General features: G+C 70.4%; 26 protein-coding genes. 14 read left to right on the top strand and 12 right to left on the bottom strand.

Features of this window, described 5'->3' with window-relative positions; genetic code table 11:
• Positions 1–21 precede the first annotated feature (21 nt).
• Positions 22–810, top strand: coding sequence for a PDZ domain-containing protein (locus ACGFZS_RS35690; RefSeq protein ID WP_393798561.1), 789 nt, complete (start codon positions 22–24; stop codon positions 808–810).
• 48 nt (positions 811–858) lie between these two features.
• On the opposite strand, the gene ACGFZS_RS35685 is transcribed toward ACGFZS_RS35690, so the two are convergent.
• The 7 genes from ACGFZS_RS35685 to ACGFZS_RS35655 all read right to left on the bottom strand — a co-directional run bounded on the left by ACGFZS_RS35685 (position 859) and on the right by ACGFZS_RS35655 (position 5,959).
• Positions 859–1,038, bottom strand: a complete 180-nt coding sequence (locus ACGFZS_RS35685; protein WP_393798560.1) for a hypothetical protein — start codon at positions 1,036–1,038, stop codon at positions 859–861.
• A gap of 10 nt (positions 1,039–1,048) precedes the next feature.
• Positions 1,049–1,633: an ArsR/SmtB family transcription factor gene (locus ACGFZS_RS35680; RefSeq protein WP_393798559.1), complete on the bottom strand. Its 585-nt coding sequence runs from the start codon at positions 1,631–1,633 to the stop codon at positions 1,049–1,051.
• A gap of 81 nt (positions 1,634–1,714) precedes the next feature.
• Positions 1,715–2,671, bottom strand: coding sequence for a glycine betaine ABC transporter substrate-binding protein (locus ACGFZS_RS35675; protein WP_393798558.1), 957 nt, complete (start codon positions 2,669–2,671; stop codon positions 1,715–1,717).
• Positions 2,668–3,483: an ABC transporter permease gene (locus tag ACGFZS_RS35670; protein ID WP_393798656.1), complete on the bottom strand. Its 816-nt coding sequence runs from the start codon at positions 3,481–3,483 to the stop codon at positions 2,668–2,670. Before ACGFZS_RS35670 ends, ACGFZS_RS35675 begins: the two co-directional genes overlap by 4 nt.
• 53 nt (positions 3,484–3,536) lie before the next feature.
• Positions 3,537–4,805 (bottom strand): betaine/proline/choline family ABC transporter ATP-binding protein, encoded by a 1,269-nt coding sequence (locus ACGFZS_RS35665; protein WP_393798557.1) that lies wholly within the window; start codon positions 4,803–4,805, stop codon positions 3,537–3,539.
• Entirely contained in the window at positions 4,798–5,445 is a 648-nt protein-coding gene (locus ACGFZS_RS35660; protein ID WP_393798556.1) for an ABC transporter permease, read from the bottom strand. The genes ACGFZS_RS35665 and ACGFZS_RS35660 overlap by 8 nt, the downstream gene beginning before the upstream one ends.
• Before the next feature lie 34 nt (positions 5,446–5,479).
• On the bottom strand, positions 5,480–5,959 hold the full coding sequence (locus ACGFZS_RS35655) for an Lrp/AsnC family transcriptional regulator (RefSeq protein ID WP_365692926.1): 480 nt from the start codon (positions 5,957–5,959) through the stop codon (positions 5,480–5,482).
• A 121-nt stretch (positions 5,960–6,080) separates the two neighbouring features.
• On the opposite strand from ACGFZS_RS35655, the gene hppD reads away from it, so the two are divergent.
• A complete protein-coding gene (gene hppD / locus ACGFZS_RS35650) occupies positions 6,081–7,229 on the top strand; it encodes a 4-hydroxyphenylpyruvate dioxygenase (protein WP_393798555.1) in 1,149 nt (382 codons plus the stop codon).
• Between the two features lie 172 nt (positions 7,230–7,401).
• Here the strand turns inward: hppD and ACGFZS_RS35645 are convergent, their stop codons facing one another.
• Positions 7,402–8,886 (bottom strand): tetratricopeptide repeat protein, encoded by a 1,485-nt coding sequence (locus ACGFZS_RS35645; protein WP_393798554.1) that lies wholly within the window; start codon positions 8,884–8,886, stop codon positions 7,402–7,404.
• Between the two features lie 92 nt (positions 8,887–8,978).
• Here ACGFZS_RS35645 and ACGFZS_RS35640 point away from each other — a divergent pair, with 92 nt between their 5' ends.
• Positions 8,979–10,385, top strand: a complete 1,407-nt coding sequence (locus ACGFZS_RS35640) for an FAD-binding oxidoreductase (RefSeq protein ID WP_393798553.1) — start codon at positions 8,979–8,981, stop codon at positions 10,383–10,385.
• A 27-nt stretch (positions 10,386–10,412) separates the two neighbouring features.
• Here the strand turns inward: ACGFZS_RS35640 and ACGFZS_RS35635 are convergent, their stop codons facing one another.
• Entirely contained in the window at positions 10,413–10,826 is a 414-nt protein-coding gene (locus tag ACGFZS_RS35635; RefSeq protein WP_355711288.1) for an SsgA family sporulation/cell division regulator, read from the bottom strand.
• A 242-nt stretch (positions 10,827–11,068) separates the two neighbouring features.
• Here ACGFZS_RS35635 and ACGFZS_RS35630 point away from each other — a divergent pair, with 242 nt between their 5' ends.
• Both ACGFZS_RS35630 and ACGFZS_RS35625 read left to right on the top strand, forming a co-directional pair.
• Positions 11,069–12,595: an RDD family protein gene (locus tag ACGFZS_RS35630; protein WP_393798552.1), complete on the top strand. Its 1,527-nt coding sequence runs from the start codon at positions 11,069–11,071 to the stop codon at positions 12,593–12,595.
• Positions 12,596–12,715: 120 nt separating this feature from the next.
• Entirely contained in the window at positions 12,716–13,375 is a 660-nt protein-coding gene (locus tag ACGFZS_RS35625; protein ID WP_393798551.1) for an RDD family protein, read from the top strand.
• A 91-nt stretch (positions 13,376–13,466) separates the two neighbouring features.
• Here ACGFZS_RS35625 and ACGFZS_RS35620 read toward each other — a convergent pair whose 3' ends face one another.
• On the bottom strand, positions 13,467–13,760 hold the full coding sequence (locus tag ACGFZS_RS35620) for a hypothetical protein (RefSeq protein ID WP_355711291.1): 294 nt from the start codon (positions 13,758–13,760) through the stop codon (positions 13,467–13,469).
• Between the two features lie 423 nt (positions 13,761–14,183).
• Here ACGFZS_RS35620 and ACGFZS_RS35615 point away from each other — a divergent pair, with 423 nt between their 5' ends.
• Together ACGFZS_RS35615 and ACGFZS_RS35610 are read left to right on the top strand one after the other, a co-directional pair.
• Positions 14,184–16,535, top strand: a complete 2,352-nt coding sequence (locus tag ACGFZS_RS35615) for an immune inhibitor A domain-containing protein (protein WP_393798550.1) — start codon at positions 14,184–14,186, stop codon at positions 16,533–16,535.
• A gap of 122 nt (positions 16,536–16,657) precedes the next feature.
• The gene (locus ACGFZS_RS35610; protein ID WP_390980449.1) at positions 16,658–16,987 is read left to right on the top strand and encodes a hypothetical protein; all 330 of its coding nucleotides are present in this window, start codon (positions 16,658–16,660) and stop codon (positions 16,985–16,987) included.
• An 86-nt stretch (positions 16,988–17,073) separates the two neighbouring features.
• On the opposite strand, the gene ACGFZS_RS35605 is transcribed toward ACGFZS_RS35610, so the two are convergent.
• Together ACGFZS_RS35605 and ACGFZS_RS35600 are read right to left on the bottom strand one after the other, a co-directional pair.
• Complete coding sequence (locus ACGFZS_RS35605; protein WP_355711294.1) at positions 17,074–17,658, bottom strand: isochorismatase family protein; 585 nt, start codon at positions 17,656–17,658, stop codon at positions 17,074–17,076.
• 148 nt (positions 17,659–17,806) lie between these two features.
• Positions 17,807–19,153, bottom strand: a complete 1,347-nt coding sequence (locus tag ACGFZS_RS35600; RefSeq protein ID WP_355711295.1) for a nicotinate phosphoribosyltransferase — start codon at positions 19,151–19,153, stop codon at positions 17,807–17,809.
• A 57-nt stretch (positions 19,154–19,210) separates the two neighbouring features.
• Between ACGFZS_RS35600 and clpS the strand changes: the two genes are divergently transcribed.
• The 7 genes from clpS (at position 19,211) to ACGFZS_RS35565 (ending at position 24,063) form a co-directional block, all read left to right on the top strand.
• Positions 19,211–19,528 carry an ATP-dependent Clp protease adapter ClpS gene (clpS, locus tag ACGFZS_RS35595; protein ID WP_359226597.1) on the top strand — a complete coding sequence of 106 codons (318 nt, stop codon included), beginning with the start codon at positions 19,211–19,213 and terminating at the stop codon, positions 19,526–19,528.
• A gap of 56 nt (positions 19,529–19,584) precedes the next feature.
• A complete protein-coding gene (locus ACGFZS_RS35590) occupies positions 19,585–20,190 on the top strand; it encodes a DUF2017 domain-containing protein (protein ID WP_393798549.1) in 606 nt (201 codons plus the stop codon).
• A 333-nt stretch (positions 20,191–20,523) separates the two neighbouring features.
• A complete protein-coding gene (locus ACGFZS_RS35585) occupies positions 20,524–21,984 on the top strand; it encodes an amino acid permease (protein ID WP_393798548.1) in 1,461 nt (486 codons plus the stop codon).
• Positions 21,985–22,117: 133 nt separating this feature from the next.
• On the top strand, positions 22,118–22,540 hold the full coding sequence (locus ACGFZS_RS35580; RefSeq protein ID WP_393798547.1) for a Mov34/MPN/PAD-1 family protein: 423 nt from the start codon (positions 22,118–22,120) through the stop codon (positions 22,538–22,540).
• A 103-nt stretch (positions 22,541–22,643) separates the two neighbouring features.
• Positions 22,644–22,739 (top strand): putative leader peptide, encoded by a 96-nt coding sequence (locus ACGFZS_RS35575; protein WP_355711299.1) that lies wholly within the window; start codon positions 22,644–22,646, stop codon positions 22,737–22,739.
• An 87-nt stretch (positions 22,740–22,826) separates the two neighbouring features.
• Positions 22,827–23,105 carry a MoaD/ThiS family protein gene (locus ACGFZS_RS35570; RefSeq protein WP_089106666.1) on the top strand — a complete coding sequence of 93 codons (279 nt, stop codon included), beginning with the start codon at positions 22,827–22,829 and terminating at the stop codon, positions 23,103–23,105.
• A 7-nt stretch (positions 23,106–23,112) separates the two neighbouring features.
• Positions 23,113–24,063 carry a PLP-dependent cysteine synthase family protein gene (locus ACGFZS_RS35565; protein ID WP_393798655.1) on the top strand — a complete coding sequence of 317 codons (951 nt, stop codon included), beginning with the start codon at positions 23,113–23,115 and terminating at the stop codon, positions 24,061–24,063.
• Positions 24,064–24,233 lie beyond the last annotated feature (170 nt).

The raw sequence follows: 24,233 nt of genomic DNA, 5'->3' as shown, positions 1-24,233 counted from the left end.
TCGTCGCGTTAGATTGACTCCGTGCTCTCACGTCTCACGCGTCTCCAGGCCATCGCCGTCTGTGCGATTCCCGTCGTGGCTCTGATCGGTACGGCCGTCTTCGCGCCGTTGCCGTTCTCGGTGGCCCAGCCCGGGATGACGGCGAACGTGCTCGGCGACAACCAGGGCACCCCGGTGATCACCATCGCCGGGGCGCCCACCCGGACGACCAGCGGTCAGCTGCGAATGACGACGATCGAGGCGACCGGGCCGGACGCGCGGGTGTCGCTGGGCGATGTCATCGGCAACTGGTTCCGGACGGACCGGGCGGTGATGCCGCGCGACGCGGTGTACCCGAGCGGCAACAGCGTCAAGGAGGTCGAGCAGCACAACACCGAGCAGATGGAGCAGTCGCAGGACGCGGCGACCCAGGCGGCGCTGAAGTACCTCGATCTGAGCGCCGGCAAGGTCAAGGTGACCCTGAAGCTGGCGGATGTGGGCGGGCCGAGCGCGGGGCTGCTGTTCTCGCTCGGGATCATCGACAAGCTCGACGGGAACGGGAGCGGGGGAGACCTCACCGCGGGGAAGAACATCGCCGGTACGGGCACGATCAGTGCGGACGGGACCGTGGGGGCGGTGGGCGGGGTGGCCCTGAAGACGCAGGCGGCCCGGCGGGACGGGGCGACGGTGTTTCTGGTGCCTCGGGACGAGTGCGCCGATGCGAAGGCCGAGCTGCCGAAGGGGTTGAGGTTGGTGCCGGTGACCAGCCTCAAGGGGGCGGTGTCTGATCTGGTGGCGTTGGAGAAGGGGAAGAGCGTTCCCAGCTGTTGAGTTGCGTCTGGCGGTGGGTGGGGGCTGGTCGCGCAGTTCCCCGCGCCCCTAGAGGGGCGCTGATGCCGGGGCCGGAGCTGCCAGGCGGAGGCCTACTTCCACCAAGGTCCAGCCGATCCGCTTGCGGAGTTCCTTCTCCGGCTTGGCCTGCTTCGCCAAACGGTGGGTGTGGGCCTCGGTGTGCAGTTCTGTCATCCGGTGCTGGGCGAGCTGGGTCTGGGTGTGCATGGGGTGCCTCTCAGTCCGTCTCGATGGGGAACAGGTGCGTGTGGATGCGTACTTGCTCGGAGTCGGGGGTGTCCTTGTCGGGGACTCGATTGCGGTAGTCGTCGATCAGGTCGTGCATCCTGCCGATCAGCTCGCGCGCCAGTTCCGGCGTAAGCCGCATCGTCATGTCGCTCATGTCGCTGGAACGGGACCAGGGCTCGGCCCAGTTGTCCCGGGTGCCCAACCAGGTGGACAGCTCCCGGGCGTGGTTGCTCGCCACCTCGTGCAGGAACACCTCAGCCAGGCCCCGAACCTCGGGGCCGGCGCCCTCGAACTCCTCGGTGTCGAAGATGATCCCCTGGTCCACCGCCTGCCACCACCGCTCCCGGCCCTTGCCGTGCCCGGGGGCGTCCTCGACGAAGCCGTGGGCGGCGAGCTGGCGCAGGTGGTAGCTGGTGGCGCCGCTGGACTCGCCGAGCCGGGAGGCCAGTTGGGAGGCGGTGGCCGGGCCGTTGTGCCGTAGGGCTTCCAGCAGCTGCATCCGCAGCGGGTGGGCGAGCCCCCGCAGCGAGCGGGCGTCCAGGCGGCGGTGCTTGCGTTCCTCGTGCTCCTGCATGACTACAAAGGTAGCGTTGCAAAGAAGTCGTTGCAAGTGGTTCTTTGCAAGTACTTCTTTGGAACTCCCCCCGGAGTGGGCCTACTTCACGAACCCCTGCTCCTTCATCCAGTCCAGCGCCACCTGGTGCGGGTCCTCGCCGTCGACGTCCACCTTGGCGTTCAGGGACTGGGCCACCGTGTTGTCGAGCTTGGCGGTCACCGGGTCCAGGACCGTCGCGATGGCCGGCCACTTCTTCAGGGACTTGGTGTTGATCACGGGGGCCGCGTTGTAGTTGGGGAAGAACTTCTTGTCGTCGGCCATCACCACCAGGTTCATGGACCTGATGCGGCCGTCGGTCGTGAAGACCTCGCCGTAGGTGCAACTGCCCTTCTGGACCTGGGTGTAGATGATCCCGGTGTCCATCTGGGTGACGTTCTTCGCCGGTACGTTCATGCCGTACGCCTTCTCCAGGCCCGGCAGGCCGTCGGCCCGGTTGGCGAACTCGCCCTCGACGCAGAGGGTCACGGCCCCCGGGTCCGATTTGGCGAGCGCGGCCACCTCCGACAGTGTCCTCGTGCCGTACTTCTTGAAGTTGGCCTGGTTCATGGCGAGTGCGTAGGTGTTGTCGAGGCGCGACGGGGGGAGCCAGGTCAGGCCGTTGCGGAGGTCGGCGTCGTGCACCGCCTGCCACTGTTTCTGCGGGTCCGGGACGGGGTGGCTGTTGCCCAGGTAGGTGATCCAGGCCGTGCCCGTGTACTCGTACATCCCGTCCGCGGCCCCGGACCTGACCGCCTCGCGGGCGCCGATCGAGCCCTGGATGCCGGTGCGGTCCAGGACCTGCGCGCCCGCCGCCTGGAAGGCGATGCCCATGATCGCGCCGAGGATCAGCTGTTCCGTGAACTCCTTGGACGTGACGGTGAGATGGGCGCCCTTGAGCGGTTCGCCCGCGCCGATCGAGCCGGGCCGCACGTCGTCGACCATGGGGGAGCCGCTGGTCAGGCCGCAGCCGGTGGCGAGGAGCAGCGCCAGGGCCAGGGGCAGGCGTACGCGTCTCATCGGCCCGCCTCCAGGCCCCGGGGTCGTAGGAGCACCTCCGCCAGGGAGGCCAGCCAGTCCACCAGCAGGGCCAGGGCCACCGTGAGGACCGAGCCGAGGACGAGGACCGGCATGCGCTGGTTGGTGATGCCGGTGGTGATCAGGACGCCCAGGCCGCCGCCTCCGCCGAAGGTGGCGAGGGTCGCCGTACCGACGTTGAGGACCAGGGCCGTGCGGACGCCCGCGAGGATCAGCGGGACGGCGAGCGGGAGTTCGACGCGGGACAGCACGCCCAGCGGGGACATGCCGATACCGCGCGCCGCCTCCAGGAGGGTCGGGTCGTTGGCGCGCAGGCCCGCGATGGTGTTGGAGAGGACGGGGAGGATGGCGTAGACGATGATGCCGATCAGGGCTGCCTTCTCGCCGACGCCCAGCCAGATGACGAGGAGGGCGAGCAGGCCGATCGCCGGGGTGGCCTGGCCCATGTTGGCGAAGGTCATGGCGATCGGGGTGAACCTGCGGAAGGTGCGGCGGGTCAGCAGGATGCCCAGCGGGATCGCGATGACCAGGACGAAGAAGGTCGAGATCGCCGTCAGCCGGATGTGCTGCCACAGGCACTGGGAGACCTGGCCGTGGGCGAGGGCGTTCTGGGAGATGGTGTCCAGGGTGGCCTGCTGGAACCAGAGCCAGGTGGCCAGGAGCAGCGCGACCAGGAACGCCGGCAGGAAGGTGAGCTTCTGCCAGGTCAGCCGGCGGCGGGCCGGCCGGCGCGGGGGCGGCGGGGCCTCCTCTTCCGCCTCGCCCTCGTACGCGTACCCGCCCTCGTCGTCCAGGGCGGGGTCCGTGACCTCGTGCCCGCCCTCCGAGTGGCGGCCGGAGGAGATGTTCACGCCTTGTGCTCCCCTTCCTCGCCCTCCTGTTCGGCGTGGGTCCGGTCGGCCCGGGCCTCCTGGAGTTCGTGCTGGTGCTCCATCGCGTCCAGCCGGTCGGCCTCCAGCAGCTCGTGCACGGAGTTCATCAGCGTCTCCATGTCCACGACCCCGATGTACTCCCCGCGCCGCCCGGTCACGGCCACCCGCCCCGCGTTGTCCGTCAGCACCGCCTCCAGCGCGTCCCGCAGGGTCGCGTCCAGCGTCACCGTGTCGTGGACCAGCGTCCCGGCGCGGGCCAGGGAGCCCCGCGCCCGCATCAGGTCGCCGCGCCGCAGCCACTTGTAGGGGCGGCCGCGCCGGTCGAGCAGGAGGATCTCGTTCGTGCCGCCGCCGCGCAGCCTGGTGAAGATCTGCTGGAGCGGGGTGTCCACGGTGACCGTGGGGTAGTCGGTGACCTCGACGTCCCTGACCCGGCTGAGGTTCAGCCGTTTCAGGGCCGCGCCCGCGCCGACGAAACCCGAGACGAAGTCGTCCGCCGGGTTGGTGAGGATCGCCTCCGGGGTGTCGAACTGGGCGATGTGCGAGCGCTCGCGGAGCACGGCGATCCGGTCACCGAGCTTGATCGCCTCGTCGAAGTCGTGGGTGACGAAGACGATCGTCTTGTGCAGCTCGTGCTGGAGCCGGATCAGCTCGTCCTGGAGGTGGTCGCGGGTGATGGGGTCGACCGCCCCGAACGGTTCGTCCATCAGCAGCACGGGCGGATCGGCCGCCAGCGCCCGGGCCACGCCGACCCGCTGCTGCTGGCCGCCGGAGAGCTGGCGCGGATAGCGGCCGTGGAACTCGCCGGGGTCCAGGCCGACCAGGTCCAGCAGCTCCTCGACCCGGGCGCGGATCCGGGCCTTGGGCCAGCCGAGCATCTTCGGGACCAGGGAGATGTTCTGGGCGACCGTCATGTGCGGGAACAGGCCGGCCGACTGGATGGCGTACCCGACCTTGCGGCGCAGCTTCACCGGGTCGATGTCGGTGACGTCCTCGCCGTTGATCCGGATCCGGCCGCCGCTCGGCTCGATCAGCCGGTTGATCATCTTCAGGGTGGTCGACTTGCCGCAGCCGGACGGGCCGACGAAGATCACCGTCTCGCCCGCCCTGATCTCCATGGTCACGTTGTCGACGGCGGGCTGGGAGCCGCCCGGGTACCGCTTGGTCAGGTTCTCCAGCTCGATGGAGGCGCCGTGGGACTCGGACGCGTGGGACGCGGACGCACGGGACGCGGTGTCAGGCACGGATCCCCCTCGGAATGGTCAGCCGCCCGATGAGGACGTACGCGGCGTCGAACAGCAGGGCCAGGATGATGATCCCGACCGTGCCCGCCAGCACCTGGTTCAGCGCGTTCTTGCTGCCCAGGGAGGCCAGGCCGCGGAAGATCTCGTTGCCCAGGCCGGGGCCGGAGGCGTACGCGGCGATGGCGGCGATGCCCATCAGCATCTGGGTGGAGATCCGGATGCCGGTCAGGATCGGCGGCCAGGCCAGCGGCAGCTCCACGTGCACCAGCCGGGCCACCCGGGACATGCCGATGCCCCGGGCCGCGTCCACCAGCGTCGGGTCGACCCCGCGCAGGCCCACCACCGCGTTCCGCACGATCGGCAGCAGCCCGTACAGGGTGAGGGAGATGACCGTCGGGGGGACGCCGAGGCCGACGATCGGGATCAGCAGGCCGATCATGGCGAGGGAGGGAATGGTGAGGAAGGTGGCGGTCGCGGTGGTGGCGAGGCTGCCCGCCCACTCGCTGCGGTAGGTCACCACCCCGATCAGCACCCCCAGCGCGGTCGCCACGACCATGCACTGGAAGACCACGCTCGCGTGCTGGTAGGCGTCCGTGAGCAGTTGCTGGTAGCGGGTGTGCAGGTACTCCCAGAAGCTCACGTGCGCTCACCCCGAGTCTCGGGTCCCGAGTCGGTCAGGTCCCTTCGCTGTCTGCCGCGGCCTGTTCCACCAGCGGGATGATCCGCAGCGGAACGGGGTTCTCCATGACGATCGCCGTGGAGGCCCGGACAATGCCATCAAAACCGACGACCCGGTCGATCACCCGCTGGAGATCGGCGTTGGAGCGGGCCACCAGCCGGCACAGCATGTCCCCGCTGCCGGTGGTGGTGAGCAGTTCCAGCACCTCCGGCACGGTCGTCAAGTGCGCCCGGACGTCCGGGCCTTGGCCCTGCCGGATCTGGAGGGTGGCGAAGGCGGTGACCGGGTAGCCGAGGGCCGCCGGATCGACCTGGGGGCCGAATCCCTGGATCACTCCATTCGACTGAAGCCGGTCGAGACGGGCCTGCACGGTCCCCCGGGCCACGCCCAGCCTGCGGGACATCTCCAGCACGCCGACGCGCGGCTCCCGGGCCAGCAGCACCAGGATCCGCCCGTCCAGATGATCGATCGCCATGCCCGCCTCCGGATGGTCATCCTGTACAGAAAGTCCGCCGACACCGGCGTATCGCTGAACAGATTGCCCAGCAGAAACGCGAACTATTGCACACCTTGCCCGCCGGGTTCACCCTTCGACCATGACGCAGACCACACAGCACACTCCCGACACGACCGTCCGGCAGGCCGACCCCTTCCCGGTCAAGGGAATGGACGCGGTCGTCTTCGCCGTGGGCAACGCCAAGCAGGCGGCGCACTACTACTCCACCGCCTTCGGCATGCGGCTGGTCGCGTACTCCGGACCGGAGAACGGCAGCCGTGAGACCGCGAGCTACGTCCTGGAGAACGGCTCGGCCCGGTTCGTGTTCACCTCCGTCATCAAGCCGGACACCGACTGGGGCCGCTTCCTGGCCCGCCATGTCGCCGAGCACGGCGACGGGGTCGTCGACCTCGCCATCGAGGTGCCGGACGCCCGCGCCGCGTACGCCTACGCGGTCGAGCACGGGGCGCGGTCGCTGGCCGAGCCGTACGAGCTGAAGGACGAGCACGGGACGGTGGTGCTGGCCGAGATCGCCACGTACGGGGAGACCCGGCACACCCTCGTCGAGCGGGTCGGCTACGACGGCCCCTACCTCCCCGGGTTCGTCGCCGCGTCGCCGATCGTCGCCCCGCCCGCCCGCCGCACCTTCCAGGCCGTCGACCACTGCGTCGGCAACGTCGAACTCGGCCGGATGAACGAGTGGGTCGGCTTCTACCACCAGGTCATGGGCTTCTCGAACATGAAGGAGTTCGTGGGCGACGACATCGCCACCGAGTACAGCGCGCTGATGTCCAAGGTGGTCGCCGACGGCACGCTGAAGGTCAAGTTCCCGATCAACGAACCCGCCATCGCCAAGAAGAAGTCCCAGATCGACGAGTACCTGGAGTTCTACGGCGGCGCGGGCGTCCAGCACATCGCGCTCAACACGAACGACATCGTCGGGACGGTACGGACCATGCGCGCGGCCGGTGTGCAGTTCCTCGACACGCCGGACTCCTACTACGACACCCTCGGCGAGTGGGTCGGCGACACCCGGGTGCCGATCGACACCCTGCGCGAGCTGAGGATCCTCGCCGACCGGGACGAGGACGGCTACCTGCTGCAGATCTTCACCAAGCCGGTCCAGGACCGGCCGACGGTCTTCTTCGAGATCATCGAACGGCATGGGTCGATGGGCTTCGGCAAGGGCAACTTCAAGGCCCTCTTCGAGGCGATCGAGCGGGAGCAGGAGCGACGCGGGAATCTGTGAGCCGACGGGTGGGTGCGGCCGGTGGGTGGGTGCGGGGCGGTGGGGGCTGGTCGCGCAGTTCCCCGCGCCCCTTGGTCGGCTGCGCCCGCCGGCGTTCGGTGTTCGGCCTCTGTGCGCGGTCGGGTTCGGCCGGTGGGTTCCCCGCGCCCCTGGGGCGTTGCCCTCGCCGGCGTCACCCCGGCAGGGGTTCCTCCGGGGGCTCCTGGCCGAGGGCGGTCAGGGTTGTTTTTGCGACCGGTACTTGGAGGGGGGAGAAGTAGGGGTTGATGCGGAGGGCGTCCTGGAGGTGGCGGCGGGCGGGGGCGTCGAGGTCGAGGTCGCGTTCGATCATGCCGCGGTGGAAGGCGTAGAGGGCGCTGCGGATGCCGCCGCCCTTGGTGGAGTCGGTTGAGATGGAGGCGTAGCGCAGGGCTTCCTGGTCCTCGCCGGAGCGGTGCAGGGCCCAGCCGAGGGCGTCCGCGACCTCGATGCCGGGCTGGCGGTCCCACTCGGCCTCCAGGTGCTGCACCGCCTCCTGGACGTCCCCGTGGTCCGCCTCGTACTGGCCGATGACCAGGTCGTCGTCGATCCCGGCGTCCAGCTCCCGCTGGACCTGCGCCCGCAACAGCCCGTACTGCGCCTCGGCCTCCCGCCCCAGCCCCAGCGACTCGTACAACTCGCCCAGCTCCAGCGCGACCTGAGGGGCCGGCCGATGGGCGAGAGCCCCCTGGTACGCGGTCACCGCCTCCTGCGTCCGGCCCAGCGCGGCCAGCGCCCGCCCCTGCCCGGCGCGCGCCGCGGACTGGTCGGGGTCGAGGGCCACGGCCGCCTTGAAGTGCCGGAGCGCGTCGTCGCGGTCGCCCCGCTCCCAGGCCAGCTGCCCGGCCTGGCACAGATACGCGGCCTGCTCGGCGGGCGTCCGCGCGGCCGCCGCCGCGTCCGTCACCTGCGCCGCCGCGTCCTCGCGCCAGCCCCGGTCCCGGTACACGGCCGAGGCCCGCGCCATCACGGCCGGCTTCACGTCCGCCCCGACCTTCAGCGCCGTCAGCTTGTCCAGCGCGGACCTGGCCGCCTTGTAGTCGCCGAGCCCGTTGTAGGCGTCGATCAGCGCCGGATACGTCGACCACCGCTTCGGCGCCGCCTTCACCGCCTCCTCGCCGAACCGCTTGGCCTCGGGGAAGTCCCGGCGCGCGTTCTCCAGCGCGGCGAGCGCGCCCAGCGCCTCGGAGTTGCCCCGGGCGGACACCTCCAGCGAGGTCTGCAGCGCGTTCTCGGCCTTGGGGAAGTCGGCGGTGTCGGCGGTCCGGCGGGCCCGCTCCACGTACGCGGCCCCCAGCACCGCCCAGGCGTGCGCGTCCCTCGGCCGCTCCCGCACCCGGGCCTCCCGCTCACCGATCAGGGCCGTGAGGTCGGGCAGCGCGGCGGGCAGTCCGTTGACGACCGCCGTCAGCAGCTGCGCCGACGCCTGCCGGTTCACCTGGGGCCCGGCCGCCGGGGGCCGCGGCGAGCGGCGCGGTTCGTGCGGATGCCACAGCAGCAGCGCCCCGCCGGCCGCCGCCCCGCCCGCCAGCGCGACGACCAGCAGCCGCCGCAGCACCCGGCGCCGCCGGCGTGGCGGCCCCGGCTCCGTGAGCAGCGAGGTGGCAGGTCCGGACGGTCGGTTGTCGAGCGCGCACATGCCGGACACTGTGCGTCAATACGACCACCACATCCGTGCGGCCCAAGGACGGACCCTGTGGGGTTCACACCGATGGCCCCGGGTGCGACGCTGTGATCATGAGCCGTATCGAAGCGCCTCGGGACGAGACCACCGGAAACCTCACCGACCGGCTCCTCGCGGGCCTGCCGGCCGACGCGGTCCTCGTCGACCCGGACGTGACCGCCTCCTACGCCAACGACATGGCGAGCTTCTGCCCGGCCGGCACCCCGGCCGTGGTCGTGCTGCCGCGCACGGTCGAGCAGGTCCAGCACGTCCTGCGCGTCGCCACCGAACTGCGCGTCCCGGTCGTACCGCAGGGCGCCCGCACCGGCCTGTCCGGCGGCGCCAACGCCACCGACGGCTGCATCGTGCTCTCGCTGACCAAGATGGACCGCATCCTGGAGATCTCGCCGGTCGACCGGATCGCCGTCGTCGAACCCGGCGTCGTCAACGCCACCCTCTCCCGCGCCGTCGAGGAGCTCGGCCTCTCCTACCCGCCGGACCCCTCCAGCTGGGAGATGTGCACGATCGGCGGCAACATCGGCACCGCCTCGGGCGGGCTGTGCTGCGTGAAGTACGGGGTGACCGCCGAGTACGTGCTGGGCCTGGACGTCGTCCTCGCCGACGGACGGCTGATGTCCACCGGCCGGCGTACCGCGAAGGGTGTCGCCGGGTACGACCTGACCCGGCTCTTCGTCGGCTCCGAGGGCTCGCTCGGTGTCGTCGTACGGGCGGTCCTCGCGCTGAAGCCCAAGCCGCCCGGGCAGCTGGTGCTGGCCGCCGAGTTCGGCTCCGCGGCCGCCGCCTGCGACGCGGTGTGCCGGATCATGGAGGGAGGCCATGTGCCGTCCCTGCTCGAACTGATGGACCGTACGACCGTCAAGGCGGTCAACGAACTCACCCACATGGGCCTGCCGGAGTCCACCGAGGCGCTGCTGCTCGCGGCCTTCGACACCACGGACCCGGCCGCCGATCTCGCCGCCGTCGGCGAGCTCTGCGAGGCCGCGGGCGCCACCCAGGTGGTCCCGGCCGACGACGCCGCCGAGTCCGAACTCCTGCTCCAGGCCCGCCGGTCCTCGCTGGTCGCCCTGGAGGCCGTCAAGGGCACCACGATGATCGACGACGTGTGCGTGCCCCGCTCCCGGCTCGGCGACCTGATCGAAGGGGTCGAACGCATCGCGGACAAGCACCGGCTGACCATCGGGGTCGTCGCCCACGCGGGCGACGGCAACACGCACCCCACCGTCTGCTTCGACGCCCAGGACGCCGACGAGTGCCGCCGGGCCCGCGAGTCCTTCGACGAGATCATGGGCCTCGGGCTGGAACTCGGCGGCACGATCACCGGCGAACACGGCGTCGGCGTCCTGAAGAAGGAGTGGCTGGCCCGGGAGATCGGGCCGGTGGGCGTGGAGATGCAGCGGGCCGTCAAGAACGTCTTCGACCCGCTGGGCATCCTCAATCCCGGCAAGCTGTTCTGATCCCATCCGTCGAAGACCTCACCGGCCTCACTGGGCGAGCAGCTGATCGAGCGCGTCATCGATCCCCAGCTGCCCGCCCTCGGTCCCCGGGGGCACCACCCGCAGCGTCCGCTCCAGCCAGGCGGACACCTGGGGGATCGGTGCCTCGAGGAGAGCGTCGCCGTCGGGTGAGCTCAGCGCCATCAGCACGACGCTGCGGCCCTCCGACTTCGTCGGCCACACCCGCACGTCCCCCTGTCCGCTCGGCCGGAACACTCCCTCCACGAGCAGATCGCGGGCGAAGGTCCAGTGGACCGGGGACTCGGAGTTGACGTGGAAGCTGACGTGGACGGCGTACGGGTCGTCGGAGCGGTAGCTGAGCCGGGCCGGGACCGGGATGCTCCGCTCGGGGGACAGGATGAGCCGCAGCTCCAGTTCGCGTTCCACCACGGTGTGATGCATGACGTCCGTTTCCTCTCTCGATCAGTCGTGCGGGCGCCTGCGCGTGGGCCCGTACGTGTGGAGAGGGGCTGGGGCCGCGAGCATTACGCGGGTTCCGGGAAATTTTTTTCGGGTGCGGTGAAGGGGGTGCACAGGGCCGCCCGGAAAGGGGCGGGTCCTGCGGGACTGGCGGTGGCGGGCACCCGGGTCTGATAGATGTGGAGGCTCCCACACGACCCCCGAGCAGATACGGGACGACGGACATGAGCGCCCCAACCCCGGCACCCGGTGACGAACGGCCCCGCGAGGGCTACTACCCGGACCCGTCCATCCCCGGCTACGTCCGTTACTGGAACGGTGCCGCGTGGGTGCCGGGCACCAGCCGCCCGGCCCCGTCCGACGGCGAACCGCTCGCTCCGCCGCCCGGCTCCGGCCCGGCGCCCTCCGCGTCCCCCGTGCCCTCCGGAGTCGAGGAGACCGGCCCGCACTTCTTCGACGAGGACCCGCAGCCGGGCCCGGCCGCCGGCTGGACCGCGGAGGGCGGCGCCTGGGGTACCGACCCCCGGGCGGCGGGCTCCCCGCCCCGGCCGGACGGACACGCCTCCCGCACCGACGGCACGGCCACGATCCCGCCGGCCGACCAGGGGGACCTCGACTCCGGCGGCACGTTCATCTTCCGCAGGCCGACACTCGGCCCTGCGGGCACCCCGCCCACGGCCCAACCCCCCCTGGACGACGGCACGATGACGTTCCGCCCGATCCGCGGCGAGGGCACACCGTCCCCGGGTCCGGGCGCGGGCGGGTTCGGCGCGGCGGGTTCGGGCGGGTTCGGGGCGCCGGGGTCCGGTGGCCAGGGTGCGGCCGGGGCCAGTGGCGCGGGTGGTTTCGGTGCGCAGGGTCCGGTGGGCGCGCCAGGCGCCGGATCCGCAGGAGCTGCCGGAGCTGTCGGAGCTGTCGGAGAGGCCGGAGCCGCCGGGCCAGGTACCGGTCGTCCCGGCTTCGGCGCCGGCAAGGCGGCCGCGGCCCGGGCGGCGGCCGCCCAGTCGCCGCCCGCCCCGCCCGCGCAGGCCCAGCCCGCGCAGGGGGCGGCCCCCGCCGCCTCCCAGGCCGTCGCCCCCGCCGTACCCCCGCAGCAGTCCGCCGCGGCCCCGTCCCCGATGGCGTCCGGTACCCCCATGGCCCCGGGCGCCGGCGGCGGGCAGTCGTCCTGGGCGCAGCAGGTGCACCAGCTCGCCGGGGACCAGCCGGTGACGCCGTGGAAGCCGCCGGTGGACGACGTCTTCCAGGCGGCCGCCCGGCGGCAGTCGGCGGCCCGTCCCGCGGGGCTCGGCAAGCGGTTCGCGGCGCGGCTCGTCGACAGCCTGGTCGTCGGCGCGGTGACCGCCGTGGCCGCCGTACCGTTCGGCACCCGGGCCGCCGACCACGTCCAGGACAAGATCGACGCGGCCAAGCTGTCCGGCCGTACCGAGACCGTCTGGCTGCTCGACGGCACGACCGGCCTGTACCTCGGGATCGTGCTCGGCGCGCTGCTCGTCGTCGGCGTCCTCTACGAGGTGCTGCCCACCGCCAAGTGGGGCCGCACCCTCGGCAAGAAGCTGTTCGGCCTGGAGGTACGGGACATCGAGGGCCACGAGCCCCCGGCCTTCGGCGCCGCGCTGCGCCGCTGGCTGGTGTACACCGTGCCCGGTCTGCTCGGCGTCGGGATCATCGGTGTCGCCTGGTGCCTGTTCGACCGGCCCTGGCACCAGTGCTGGCACGACAAGGCGGCGCACACCTTCGTCGCGGACTGACCAGGCGGCGGCCGTACCCCGTACGACCCGTACCCCGTACGACCCGTACCCCATACGACCCGTACCCCGTACGGCCGCGCGCCGGATGCGGACCGGGCCGCCGCGCGGTCCACTCGGGCCATGAGCACCGAACCGCCTCCGCCCCCGGGCTCCGGACAGCCGCCGGACGACGACCCGTTCAGGAAGCAACCCCCGTCAGGCCCGGGCGAGGGCCAGGGGACGGGCTCGCCGTACGACGCTCCGTACGGCGGCGCGCAGCCCCCGCCGCCCTCCTACGGCGGCGGCCCCTACGGCGCGGACGGCGGCCAGGGCGGACCCGAGGACCCGCTCGCCGGGATGCCCCCGCTCGCCGACAGCGGCAAGCGCACCCTCGCGCGCATCATCGACATGATCCTGGTGGGCATCGTGGTGGTGCTGCTCACCTGGGCGTTCGGGGTGAGCGAGTACCAGATGGACGGGGACAAGATCTCGGCCGGCCGGTCCTTCGCGCAGTCGCTGATCGCCGCCGTCCTCTTCGTCGCCTACGACACCCTGATGATCGCCAAGTCGGGCCGCACCCTCGGCAAGAAGTGGCTCGGCATGCGGGTCGCCAACCTGAACGACGGTGCCACGCCCTCCGCCCAGACCTCACTGCTGCGCGCCCTGGTGCTGTGGATCCCGTTCGCCTTCTGCTGCGCCTGCGTCTGGACCGTGATCTGCGGCGGCTGGAGCTACTTCGACAAGCCGTACAAGCAGGGGCTGCACGACAAGGCCGCGAAGACGGTCGTCGTCACCACCTGAGCGGGGCGGGGAGGCAGGGGGGCACCACAGCAGTCGGCGGGTCCGTCAGTCTCACGGACCCGCCGACTTCGGCTTGACTGGTGGGGGTGCGTCAGGGCGCGGTGGGCTCCCGGACGGGTTCGGCCGCGGCGGCGGCCACGGTCTCCCGGTGCACGGGGACCCGCACCTCGGGCAGTGCGGTCGGGGTGGGCAGGGACTGTGCGACCGTGCGCGGCCGGGGGAGCGGGACCGTCATGGCGACCAGCAGTCCCAGACCGAGCGCCGCGAGCGCGATGACCGCGATCCCGATGCCCGAACTCGTCTGTGACAGCAGCAGCATGGCGAGCGTCGAGCAGATCACGGTGCACGAACCGTAGACGAGCTGTGCCGGGGTCGGACGAGGCATGGCAATCGTGTCCTCGGAAGATTTGGGGGTGAGACGGGGAACCGGCCTTGTTTTCACCGGTTTCCGGGCGTTCCACCGTTCGACTCTATTCGCGTGCATGCCCGAGCGGAACGTCCGGTAAGCGTGACCTAACCCACGGTACCGGTGCACAGGGGGCGCACGGTCGCATGGCATACGGCAACCGCAGGCATATGCGCGCCGGTTGAGGGGGCTCCGCCGTGGGCAGCGCGCACCCTCGGCGTCCGTAAAGCGAACTTCCTCTCCGCATAGTGCAGTTGAACGCTCCGAGTCAAGGTCTGTCTTTTCTCGTAAACCAGTAGTCAAATGTCGTCACTTGAATCGACGCGTTGAACGTGCGCGCACGGACCCCCAACCATCACCCGGTCCTCCTTGCCGTGCGCGCGGCGCGGGGGAGGAACTCAAGTGACCAGCAGACCCTGGACGTTCAGAGCACTCGCCGTCGGCGTGACGCTCGCGACCGCCTCCGTAGGCTTCGCCACCTTCGCGGTCGCGGAGGCCGCGACCCCGGCGGCGGCCACCGGCACCGTCGACCGGCACGACCCGTCGGCGAAGCAGGAGGAGCACGACCTCGACGGCCCCCTGAGCAAGACCCAGGAGGCCCAGCGCCAGGAGGCCCTCGACCAGGTCATATCCGGCAAGGCCCAGGTCAAGGACCGCGACGGATCCAAGGTCGTCCAGCTCAAGGGCAAGAAGGGCGACAGCAAGTACGTCGAACTCGGCCGTGAGAAGACGGACAGGATCTTCACGATCCTGGTGGAGTTCGGCGACCAGACCGACCCCCGCTACAACGGCACGGCCGGCCCGCTGCACAACCAGATAGCCGAGCCGGACCGCACCAAGGACAACTCCACGGCGTGGCAGGCGGACTACAACCAGGCCCACTTCCAGGACCTCTACTTCGGCACCGGCAAGAACACCGAGTCGCTGAAGAAGTACTACGAGAAGCAGTCCTCGGGCCGCTACTCGGTCGACGGTGAGGTCACCGACTGGGTCAAGGTCCCCTACAACGAGGCGCGTTACGGCAACAACGCCTGCGGCTCGACCACCTGCTCCAGCGTCTGGAACCTGGTGCGCGACGGCCTGACCTCCTGGGTCGCCGAGCAGAAGGCGGCCGGCGAGTCCGACGCCGCCATCAAGGCCGACCTCGCCCAGTACGACCAGTGGGACCGCTACGACTACGACGGCGACGGGAACTTCAACGAGCCCGACGGCTACGTCGACCACTTCCAGATCGTGCACGCCGGCGAGGACGAGTCCGCGGGCGGCGGAGCCCAGGGCACCGACGCGATCTGGGCGCACCGCTGGTACGCCTTCGGTACCGACGCCGGCGCCACCGGCCCGGACGACAACAAGCTCGGCGGCACCCAGGTCGGCGACACCGGCATCTGGGTCGGCGACTACACCATGCAGCCGGAGAACGGCGGACTCGGCGTCTACGCCCACGAGTACGGCCACGACCTCGGCCTGCCGGACGAGTACGACACCAACGGCGGCGAGAACTCCACCGGTTTCTGGACCCTGATGTCCTCCGGCTCCTGGCTGGGCACCGGCAAGGAGGCCATCGGCGACCTGCCGGGCGACATGAACGCCTGGGACAAGCTCCAGCTCGGCTGGCTCAACTACGACGTGGCCAAGGCCGACACCAGGTCCAGCCACAAGCTGGGCGTCGCCGAGTACAACACGAAGAACAAGCAGGCCCTCGTGGTCTCGCTGCCCGACAAGGCGGTCACCACCACCGTGGTCACCCCGGCCGAGGGTTCGGCCCAGTGGTGGAGCGGCAGCGGCGACAACCTCAAGAACACGCTGACCCGTGACGTCGACCTCACCGGCAAGTCGTCCGCGACCCTCTCGCTCGACGGCTGGTACGACATCGAGGCGAACTACGACTACCTCTACACCGAGGTGTCCACCGACGGCGGCGCCAACTGGACCGCCCTGGACGGCACGGTGAACGGCGCCGCCATCCCGCGCGACGGCAGCGACAAGCCGGCGCTCACCGGTTCGGTCGACGCGTACACCAAGCTGTCGTACCCGCTGGACGCCTACGCGGGCCAGAAGATCCAGCTCCGCTTCCGCTACCAGACCGACGGCGGGGTCGCCCTGAAGGGCTTCGCGGCCGACGAGATCACGCTGACCGCGGACGGCGCGGCCGTCTTCTCCGACAACGCGGAGTCCGCGGACGCGGCTTGGACCGCCTCCGGCTTCTCCCGCATCGGCGCGTCCTTCACCAAGGACTACGCGCAGTACTACATCGCGGAGAACCGCCAGTACGTGTCGTACGACAAGACCCTCAAGGTCGGCCCGTACAACTTCGGCTTCTCGACGACCCGTCCGGACTGGGTGGAGCACTACCCGTACCAGAACGGCCTGTTGATCTGGAAGTGGGACACCTCCGAGGCGGACAACAACACCAGTGTCCACCCCGGTACCGGTCTGATCCTCCCGATCGACTCCCACCCGACGGCGCTGAAGTGGTCCGACGGCACGCTGATGCGCAACCGCGTCCAGGGCTACGACTCGCCGTTCAGCCTCTACGCGACGGACGGCATCACGCTGCACAAGGCGGACGTGGCGACCAAGATCAGGAAGTCGTCCGGGGTGTCGGTCTTCAACGACCACAAGAGCGACTACTACGACGCGTCGAACCCGGCCGGCGGCGTCAAGATCACTGACACCAACACGAAGATCAGCATCGAGAAGGAGGCCCGGGACGGCTCGACGATCTCCCTCCGGGTCGGCCCCGCGGTGAAGTAATTCGCGTCTTCGCAGGTCAGACATGTTTCGGCGGTGACCCCCTTGGCGGGTCGCCGCCGATCGTGTTTAGGTGCGTCCTGTGGCTTTCTTATTGACACCGAGACGCACGGGGGTGTGACCGCATGGCCGCAGGAGGCTTCTGCAAGCTGCCGAACGGCAGAGTGGTGGTGGCGCTGAACCTGCCCAGCCCCGCCACCGCGGACGGCTGCTCCGCCGTCCGCGTACTCGTCCACGCCCAGAACCGCGCCCGGGCCCTGACGAGGCTCCGCAACCTGGGCATGCGCGCCGTCTACCTGCGCGGCAACGCCGCCCCACCCACCCCGGACGAGATCACAGCCGTCCTCCACCACCCCGACGGCCTCATATGGCGAACGGCCCCTGACAACGGTGTCACCGCCACCGAACTCTGGAGACCGATCAGATCCCTCCTCCGCAGACCCACAGCTGCATAACGCACGGCTGGGCAGCCGACCAAGGGGCGCGGGGAACTGCGCGACCAGCCCCCACCGGCCCGCAGCCGCCCACTACCGGAGCAAGGTCAGACCACCGGCTTGCCCGTAAGCTCCACGCCCGCCTCCCGCAGCTCCTCCAGCGCGCGTTCCGTCGTCTCCTCGGCGACGCCCGCCGTGAGGGCGAGCAGCACCTGTGTGCGGAAGCCCTCGTGCACGGCGTCCAGGGCGGTGGCCCGTACGCAGTGGTCGGTCGCGATGCCGACGACGTCCACCTCGTCGATCTTCCGCTCGCGCAGCCACTCGCCGAGCCCGACCCCGTTCTCGTCGGTGCCCTCGAAGCCGCTGTACGCCGCCGCGTACGCGCCCTTGCTGAACACCGCGTCCACCGCGCCGGAGGCGACCGCCGGGGCGAAGTTGGGATGGAAGCCCACCCCCTCCGTGCCGGCGACACAGTGCGCCGGCCAGCTGTGGACGTAGTCGGGGTTGTCGGCGAAGTGGCCGCCCGGCGCGATGTGGTGGTCGCGGGTCGCCACCACGTGGCGGTAGCCGGCCGGGGCCTGCCCGATCAGCTCCGTGATCGCGGCGGCCACATCGGCACCTCCGGCCACCGCGAGGCTGCCCCCCTCGCAGAAGTCGTTCTGCACATCAACGACGATCAAGGCGCGGCGCATGGTCGGTGTCCTTCGCTTTCGGTATCGGGTCCGTCGACGGGGGAGACGCGGAAAAGTGGGGTGCGGGCCCGGCCTGAACCTCCGAGCGTAGAGACTTACGGGGGCGTAGGGGAGGGGGCTTTGCGGGGCGCGTACGCGGGCACCCGCTCTAGCTACCCGAGCGCCCCCGTACGTACTCCGTCGGAATGACCGGTTCCCCACGGGAGAGCTGGGTCGCGGAGAGGGGCAGATTGGCCCTGGCCGCCGCGTGCCGCCCACGGGCCGCGTCCAGGGGCTCGCGGGCGACGACCTCCCCGGACTTCACCAGTTCGATCAGGAGCTGCTGGTCGACCAGGCCGGCCGGGACCTCGCCGGTGCCGACGACCTCGGCCTCCGCCACCCCGTCGGCGTCCAGCCGCCGCGCCGCCCACTTGCGGCCGCCGACGGACGTCTTGCCGCCCGACGACTTCTTCGCCACCGGCACCAGCGGCGCCTTCGGGTCGGCGGACTCGGCGCGGGCGACCAGCTTGTAGACCATGGAGCAGGTGGGGTGCCCGGAGCCGGTGACCAGCTGGGTGCCGACGCCGTACGCGTCCACGGGGGCGGCGGCCAGCGAGGCGATGGCGTACTCGTCGAGGTCCGAGGTGACGATGATCCGGGTGTTCACGGCGCCCAGCTCGTCCAGCTGCTGGCGCACCCGGTGGGCGACGAGCAGCAGGTCGCCGGAGTCGATGCGGACCGCGCCCAGCTCGGGCCCGGCCACCTCCACGGCCATTCGGACCGCCTCGGCGACGTCGTAGGTGTCCACCAGCAGGGTGGTGCCCCGGCCGAGCGAGTCCACCTGGGCCCGGAAGGCGTCGCGCTCGTGGTCGTGGAGCAGGGTGAAGGCGTGGGCGCTGGTGCCCACCGTCGGGATGCCGTAGCGGAAGCCGGCGGCGAGGTCGGAGGTGGTGGCGAAGCCGCCGACGTAGGCGGCGCGGGAGGCGGCCACGGCGGCCAGCTCATGGGTGCGGCGGGCGCCCATCTCGATCAGCGGGCGGTCCCCGGCGGCCGAGGACATCCGGGAGGCGGCGGCCGCGATCGCCGAGTCGTGGTTGAGGATCGAGAGGATCACGGTCTCCAGGAGCACGCACTCGGCGAAGGAGCCCTCCACCCGTACGATCGGCGACCCCGGGAAGTAGACCTCGCCCTCGGGGTAGCCCCAGACGTCCCCGCTGAAGCGGTAGCCGGCCAGCCACTCCAGGGTCGGCCCGTCGACTATGGACCGCTCCGCCAGGAAGCCGAGGACGTCGTCGTCGAACCGGAAGTTCTCGACCGCGTCCAGGACGCGTCCGGTGCCCGCCACGACGCCGTAGCGGCGACCCTCCGGCAGCCGCCGGGTGAAGACCTCGAAGACGCTCCGCCGCTCGGCCGTACCCGCCTTCAGGGCGGCCTGCAGCATCGTCAGCTCGTACTGGTCGGTGAAGAGCGCCGTCGACGGAACATCCACCGGCAGCCCAAGGTCCGCAGTGTTCATGGCAACAGATGCTACCCCCATTTCGTCAGTGTGACGATTTTTGGCGGCCGTGGCAGCATGGGCCATGTGACGTCACCCGCTCCCGTAGAGATCGAACGCACCGAATCGGCGGAGGAGACCTTCGCCGTACCCGAGCCCGACGTCCCGTGGATCACGCTCGTGCACAACGACCCGGTCAACCTCATGAGCTATGTGACGTACGTCTTCCAGACGTACTTCGGCTATCCCAAGGACAAGGCCCACAAGCTCATGCTGGACGTGCACCACAAGGGCCGGGCGGTCGTCTCCAGCGGTACCCGCGAGGAGATGGAGCGCGACGTGCAGGCGATGCACGGCTACGGACTGTGGGCCACCCTCCAGCAGGACCGGAAATAGCCGGACCGGAAGCAGCCAGACTCCTCGACCAGGACCGGAAGCAGCGAACCCCCTCCATGCCAGGAATCTTCGAACCGCTCCCCGGCGGCGGCGCGGCCGTCGCCCTCGACGACGTAGAGATCTCGATCATCCGGACGCTGGCCGTCCAGCTCCTGGAGCTCATCGGCCCCGGTCCCGCCGAGGACGCCTCCGGCGACCCGCTCGCCGAGCTGTTCGCGGAGGGCCCCAGCGAGGCGCCCACCGACCCGGTGCTGCGCCGGCTCTTCCCGGACGCCTACTGCGACCCGGAGAAGCTCCCGGACTCGGAGCAGGAGGCGGCGGAGCGGCGGGACCACTCGGCCGAGTTCCGCCGCTACACCGAGAACGACCTGCGGGCCGGCAAGCGGGAGAGCGCCCTGGCGGTGATCCGCTCCCTGGACGCCCTCGCCCCCGTGGAGGAGTCCGGCACGGTCCTCAAGCTGTCCCAGGAGGAGTCCCGGCAGTGGCTCGGCGCCCTCAACGACCTGCGCCTGGCCATCGGCTCCCGGCTCGACATCACCGACGAGGACGACACCGACCTGCTCTACCGGCTCCCGGACGAGGACCCGCGCAAGCCGATGGTGATGGCGTACCTGTGGCTCGGCGGCCTCCAGGAGACCCTGGTCGCCACCCTTATGCCGTAATTCGCCCGGGAAAAGCGTTCGCTCAGAGGACGCTCAAATCCGGATAACGATCCAGTCACCGATGCGGCCATGTATGCCCTCTTCGGCAGCGCTTTGTCCGCTTCTTCCCGTGGTCTGCGCCACAATCCCGCTCGGCGGACCCCGGTGATCAGTGTTGCGGCCGTGATAAATCTTCACGACCGCCCGGCGCGCACACCACCCATGTGTACGTCCGGGTGCGCCACCGAACCGGCCACCACCGGTCAGGCACCGCTCCATCATCCGGGGGGATCGAAACCCGATCCGAGGCCGACGAGAGGCCCGGTTCGGCATGGAGAAAGGCGCACACCACACATGACCTCCGCTCAGGTCGACACGTCGGAGAAGGACTCCGGGAAGGCCACCGGGTCCTCCGAAGCCTCCGAAGAGGGGTACGAGCGCGGGCTCGGCAGCCGCCAGGTCCAGATGATCGCGATCGGCGGCGCCATCGGCGTCGGGCTCTTCCTGGGTGCCGGGGCGAACATCGCCAAGGCCGGACCCAGCCTCATCCTGATGTACGCCCTCGCCGGCGCCATCGTCTTCTTCATCATGCGGGCCCTCGGCGAGCTGCTGCTCTACCGCCCGGTCTCCGGCTCCTTCGCCGAGTACTCCCGGGAGTTCCTCGGCCCGTTCTTCGGCTACTTCACCGGCTGGACGTACTGGCTGATGTGGGTCGTCACCGGCATGGCCGAGCTGACGGCCGCCGCGATCTACGTCAACTACTGGTTCCCCTCCGTCCCCCAGTGGGTGACCGCGCTGGTCTTCCTGGTGATCCTCTTCGGGGTCAACCTGATCTCCGTGAAGGTGTTCGGAGAGCTGGAGTTCTGGTTCTCCATGGTCAAGGTCACCGCCCTGATCGGCATGATCGTGATCGGCCTGGGCGTCCTGACCTTCGGCTTCAGCAGCGCCGGCGACACCGCGTCGGTCGCGAACCTCTACCAGTTCGACGGCTTCTTCCCCAAGGGCGTCGGCTCCTCCCTGATGACCCTGCAGGGCGTCATGTTCGCCTACCTCGCGGTCGAACTGGTCGGCGTCACCGCCGGCGAGTCGGAGAACCCCGAGAAGACCCTCCCCAAGGCGATCAACACCCTGCCCTGGCGCATCGCCCTCTTCTACGTCGGCGCGCTCACGGTGATCCTCTGCGTCGTGAAGTGGACCGAGTTCGCCCCGGGCGTCTCGCCCTTCGTCGCGGCCTTCGCGAAGATCGGCATCCCGGCCGGCGCCGGTATCGTCAACTTCGTCGTCCTCACCGCGGCCCTCTCCTCCTGCAACTCCGGCATGTACTCCACGGGCCGCATGCTGCGGAACCTGGCCGACAGCGGCGAGGCCCCGGCCGTCTTCCGCAGGCTGTCCGCGTCGAAGACCCCGGCGTTCGGCATCACCGTCTCGGTCCTCTTCATGGGCATCGGCGTGGTCCTCAACTACGTCGTCCCGGAGAAGGCCTTCGGCTACGTCACCTCCGTCGCCACCGCGGCCGGCATCTGGACCTGGCTGATGATCCTGATCAGCCACGTGCTGTACCGCCGCGCGGTCGAGGCGGGCCGGCTGCCGGCCTCCTCCTTCCCGGCCCCGGGCGGCGCGGTGTGCAGCTGGATCGCCATCGCGTTCCTGCTCTTCGTGACCTGCCTGATCGCCTACGACGCCGACTCCCGCGTCTGCCTCTACGTGATGGCCGGCTGGGCCGCCGCGCTCGGCGTCGGCTGGCTGGTCCTGAAGAACCGCGACCCCGAGGTCGCCGCGCGGCGCGAGACGGCGCCGCTGGAGAAGGCGAACTGACCAACCCCTCCGGGACGCCCGCCGCGGGGAGCACTCGTGGCGCCCCCCGCGGCAGCCGCTCAGGGCGTCCGGCATCCGGGCCGTCCCGTACCACCCACCGGTACGGGGCGGCCCTTTGCTTATCCTGGCGAACATGCTGACCATCACCCAGGCCCTCGTCGACCAGATCGTCGCCCACGCGCGCAAGGACCACCCCGACGAGGCGTGCGGCGTCGTCGCGGGCCCGGCGGGCTCGGACCGCCCCGAGCGGTTCATCCCGATGCTGAACGCGGCGATGTCCCCCACGTTCTACGAGTTCGACTCCGGCGACCTGCTCAAGCTCTACCGCGAGATGGACGACCGCGACGAGGAGCCGGTGGTGATCTACCACTCCCACACGGCGACCGAGGCGTACCCGTCCCGGACGGACATCTCCTACGCCAACGAGCCCGGCGCCCACTACGTCCTCGTCTCGACGGCCGACACCGACGGCCTCGGCGACTTCCAGTTCCGCTCGTACCGGATCGTGGACGGCGAGGTGACGGAGGAGGAGGTCGTGGTGGTGGGGTCGTACTAGGTCCGCGGTCCCCTGGGTAAGTCATCTCACCCCTCGGCCGGAATGCGTCCGGTATGTGGGATCACACTCCAGGACATCGGCCGGGAATCGATACGATGACCCCATGGTTCTGAACGACGTGAGCGAGAAGGCGCCGGGCAGCATGCTCGTGGCGCGGCTGCACGTCGACCTGTGCAGGCTGAACAGCGCCATCTGTTGACGTTTCCCTGCCGCCGTACGGCCATGAGCCGCGGCGTGCTGCTGTGCGCGCCCAACCACCCAGACTTCCCGACAGGAGCCCGCAACCATGGCCATCGAGGTCCGCATCCCGACCATCCTCCGCCAGTACACCGACGGTCAGAAGGCGGTGGAGGGCAGCGGTGACACCATCGCCGACCTCTTCAACGACCTCGAGACCCGGCACGCCGGCATCCACGCCCGCATCGTGGACGACGGCAAGCTGCGCCGCTTCGTCAACGTGTACCTGAACGACGAGGACGTCCGTTTCGTCGACGGCATCAACACCAAGCTCACCGACGGCGACACCGTGACGATCCTGCCGGCGGTCGCCGGTGGCATGGCCTGAGATCGGCATGCGCTACGACTCCCCGTTGGCCGCGGTGGGCAACACCCCCCTGGTGTGCCTGCCGCGGCTCTCGCCGTCCGCCGACGTCCGGATCTGGGCGAAGCTGGAGGACCGCAACCCGACCGGCTCGGTCAAGGACCGCCCGGCCCTGCACATGATCGAGCAGGCGGAGAAGGACGGCCGGCTCACCCCGGGCTGCACCATCCTGGAGCCGACCTCCGGCAACACCGGCATCTCGCTCGCGATGGCCGCCAAGCTCAAGGGCTACCGCATGGTCTGCGTGATGCCCGAGAACACCTCGCAGGAGCGCCGGGACCTGCTGGGCATGTGGGGCGCGGAGATCATCTCCAGCCCGGCCGCCGGCGGTTCCAACACCGCCGTGCGCGTGGCCAAGGAGCTCTCCGCCGAGCACCCCGACTGGGTGATGCTCTACCAGTACGGCAACCCGGACAACGCGGGCGCGCACTACGCGACGACCGGTCCGGAGATCCTCGCCGATCTGCCGTCCGTCACGCACTTCGTCGCCGGACTCGGCACCACGGGCACGCTCATGGGCGTCGGCCGGTACCTGCGCGAGCAGAAGCCGGACGTGAAGATCGTCGCCGCCGAGCCGCGGTACGACGACCTGGTCTACGGGCTGCGCAACCTCGACGAGGGCTTCGTGCCCGAGCTCTACGACGCCTCCGTGCTCACCACCCGCTACTCGGTCGGCTCGGCGGACGCCGTGACCCGGACCCGGGAGCTGCTCCAGCAGGAGGGCATCTTCGCGGGCATCTCCACCGGTGCCGCGCTGCACGCCGCGATCGGCGTCGGGAAGAAGGCCGTACAGGCCGGGGAGAGCGCGGACATCGTGTTCGTGGTCGCCGACGGCGGCTGGAAGTACCTGTCGACGGGCGTCTACACCGCCACCACCACCGAGGAAGCCATCGCGACCCTCCAGGGTCAGCTCTGGGCATAGTCCTCATCATGTACGCGCCAACCCCCTCCTATGAGGGGGCTAAGCGCTCTCTATGCCGGGGCAAAGATCTTCGTCCGGGGGAGCCGTCCGCGACCGGATCCCGTTAGGTTCTGCACCGTCCTGTCATGCCACGCACCTCGGTGTCGCAGGGTGTTCAAAATGTCATGCTC

It is taken from the genome of Streptomyces sp. NPDC048288 (genome assembly GCF_043201555.1).
GTDB lineage: Bacteria > Actinomycetota > Actinomycetes > Streptomycetales > Streptomycetaceae > Streptomyces.
This window is presented reverse-complemented; position numbering and strand designations above follow the sequence as displayed.

Coding starts and splice junctions, on each gene's coding strand:
- ACGFZS_RS35645 (WP_393798554.1), bottom strand. CDS start 8,886: ATGTGCGCGCTCGACAACCGACCGTCCGGACCTGCCACCTCGCTGCTC.
- ACGFZS_RS35575 (WP_355711299.1), top strand. CDS start 22,644: ATGGTTCTGAACGACGTGAGCGAGAAGGCGCCGGGCAGCATGCTCGTG.
- ACGFZS_RS35680 (WP_393798559.1), bottom strand. CDS start 1,633: ATGCAGGAGCACGAGGAACGCAAGCACCGCCGCCTGGACGCCCGCTCG.
- ACGFZS_RS35630 (WP_393798552.1), top strand. CDS start 11,069: ATGAGCGCCCCAACCCCGGCACCCGGTGACGAACGGCCCCGCGAGGGC.
- hppD (WP_393798555.1), top strand. CDS start 6,081: ATGACGCAGACCACACAGCACACTCCCGACACGACCGTCCGGCAGGCC.
- ACGFZS_RS35570 (WP_089106666.1), top strand. CDS start 22,827: ATGGCCATCGAGGTCCGCATCCCGACCATCCTCCGCCAGTACACCGAC.
- ACGFZS_RS35620 (WP_355711291.1), bottom strand. CDS start 13,760: ATGCCTCGTCCGACCCCGGCACAGCTCGTCTACGGTTCGTGCACCGTG.
- ACGFZS_RS35655 (WP_365692926.1), bottom strand. CDS start 5,959: ATGGCGATCGATCATCTGGACGGGCGGATCCTGGTGCTGCTGGCCCGG.
- ACGFZS_RS35675 (WP_393798558.1), bottom strand. CDS start 2,671: ATGAGACGCGTACGCCTGCCCCTGGCCCTGGCGCTGCTCCTCGCCACC.
- ACGFZS_RS35600 (WP_355711295.1), bottom strand. CDS start 19,153: ATGAACACTGCGGACCTTGGGCTGCCGGTGGATGTTCCGTCGACGGCG.
- ACGFZS_RS35580 (WP_393798547.1), top strand. CDS start 22,118: ATGCTGACCATCACCCAGGCCCTCGTCGACCAGATCGTCGCCCACGCG.
- clpS (WP_359226597.1), top strand. CDS start 19,211: ATGGGCCATGTGACGTCACCCGCTCCCGTAGAGATCGAACGCACCGAA.
- ACGFZS_RS35590 (WP_393798549.1), top strand. CDS start 19,585: ATGCCAGGAATCTTCGAACCGCTCCCCGGCGGCGGCGCGGCCGTCGCC.
- ACGFZS_RS35625 (WP_393798551.1), top strand. CDS start 12,716: ATGAGCACCGAACCGCCTCCGCCCCCGGGCTCCGGACAGCCGCCGGAC.
- ACGFZS_RS35610 (WP_390980449.1), top strand. CDS start 16,658: ATGGCCGCAGGAGGCTTCTGCAAGCTGCCGAACGGCAGAGTGGTGGTG.
- ACGFZS_RS35685 (WP_393798560.1), bottom strand. CDS start 1,038: ATGCACACCCAGACCCAGCTCGCCCAGCACCGGATGACAGAACTGCAC.
- ACGFZS_RS35565 (WP_393798655.1), top strand. CDS start 23,113: ATGCGCTACGACTCCCCGTTGGCCGCGGTGGGCAACACCCCCCTGGTG.
- ACGFZS_RS35605 (WP_355711294.1), bottom strand. CDS start 17,658: ATGCGCCGCGCCTTGATCGTCGTTGATGTGCAGAACGACTTCTGCGAG.
- ACGFZS_RS35635 (WP_355711288.1), bottom strand. CDS start 10,826: ATGCATCACACCGTGGTGGAACGCGAACTGGAGCTGCGGCTCATCCTG.
- ACGFZS_RS35585 (WP_393798548.1), top strand. CDS start 20,524: ATGACCTCCGCTCAGGTCGACACGTCGGAGAAGGACTCCGGGAAGGCC.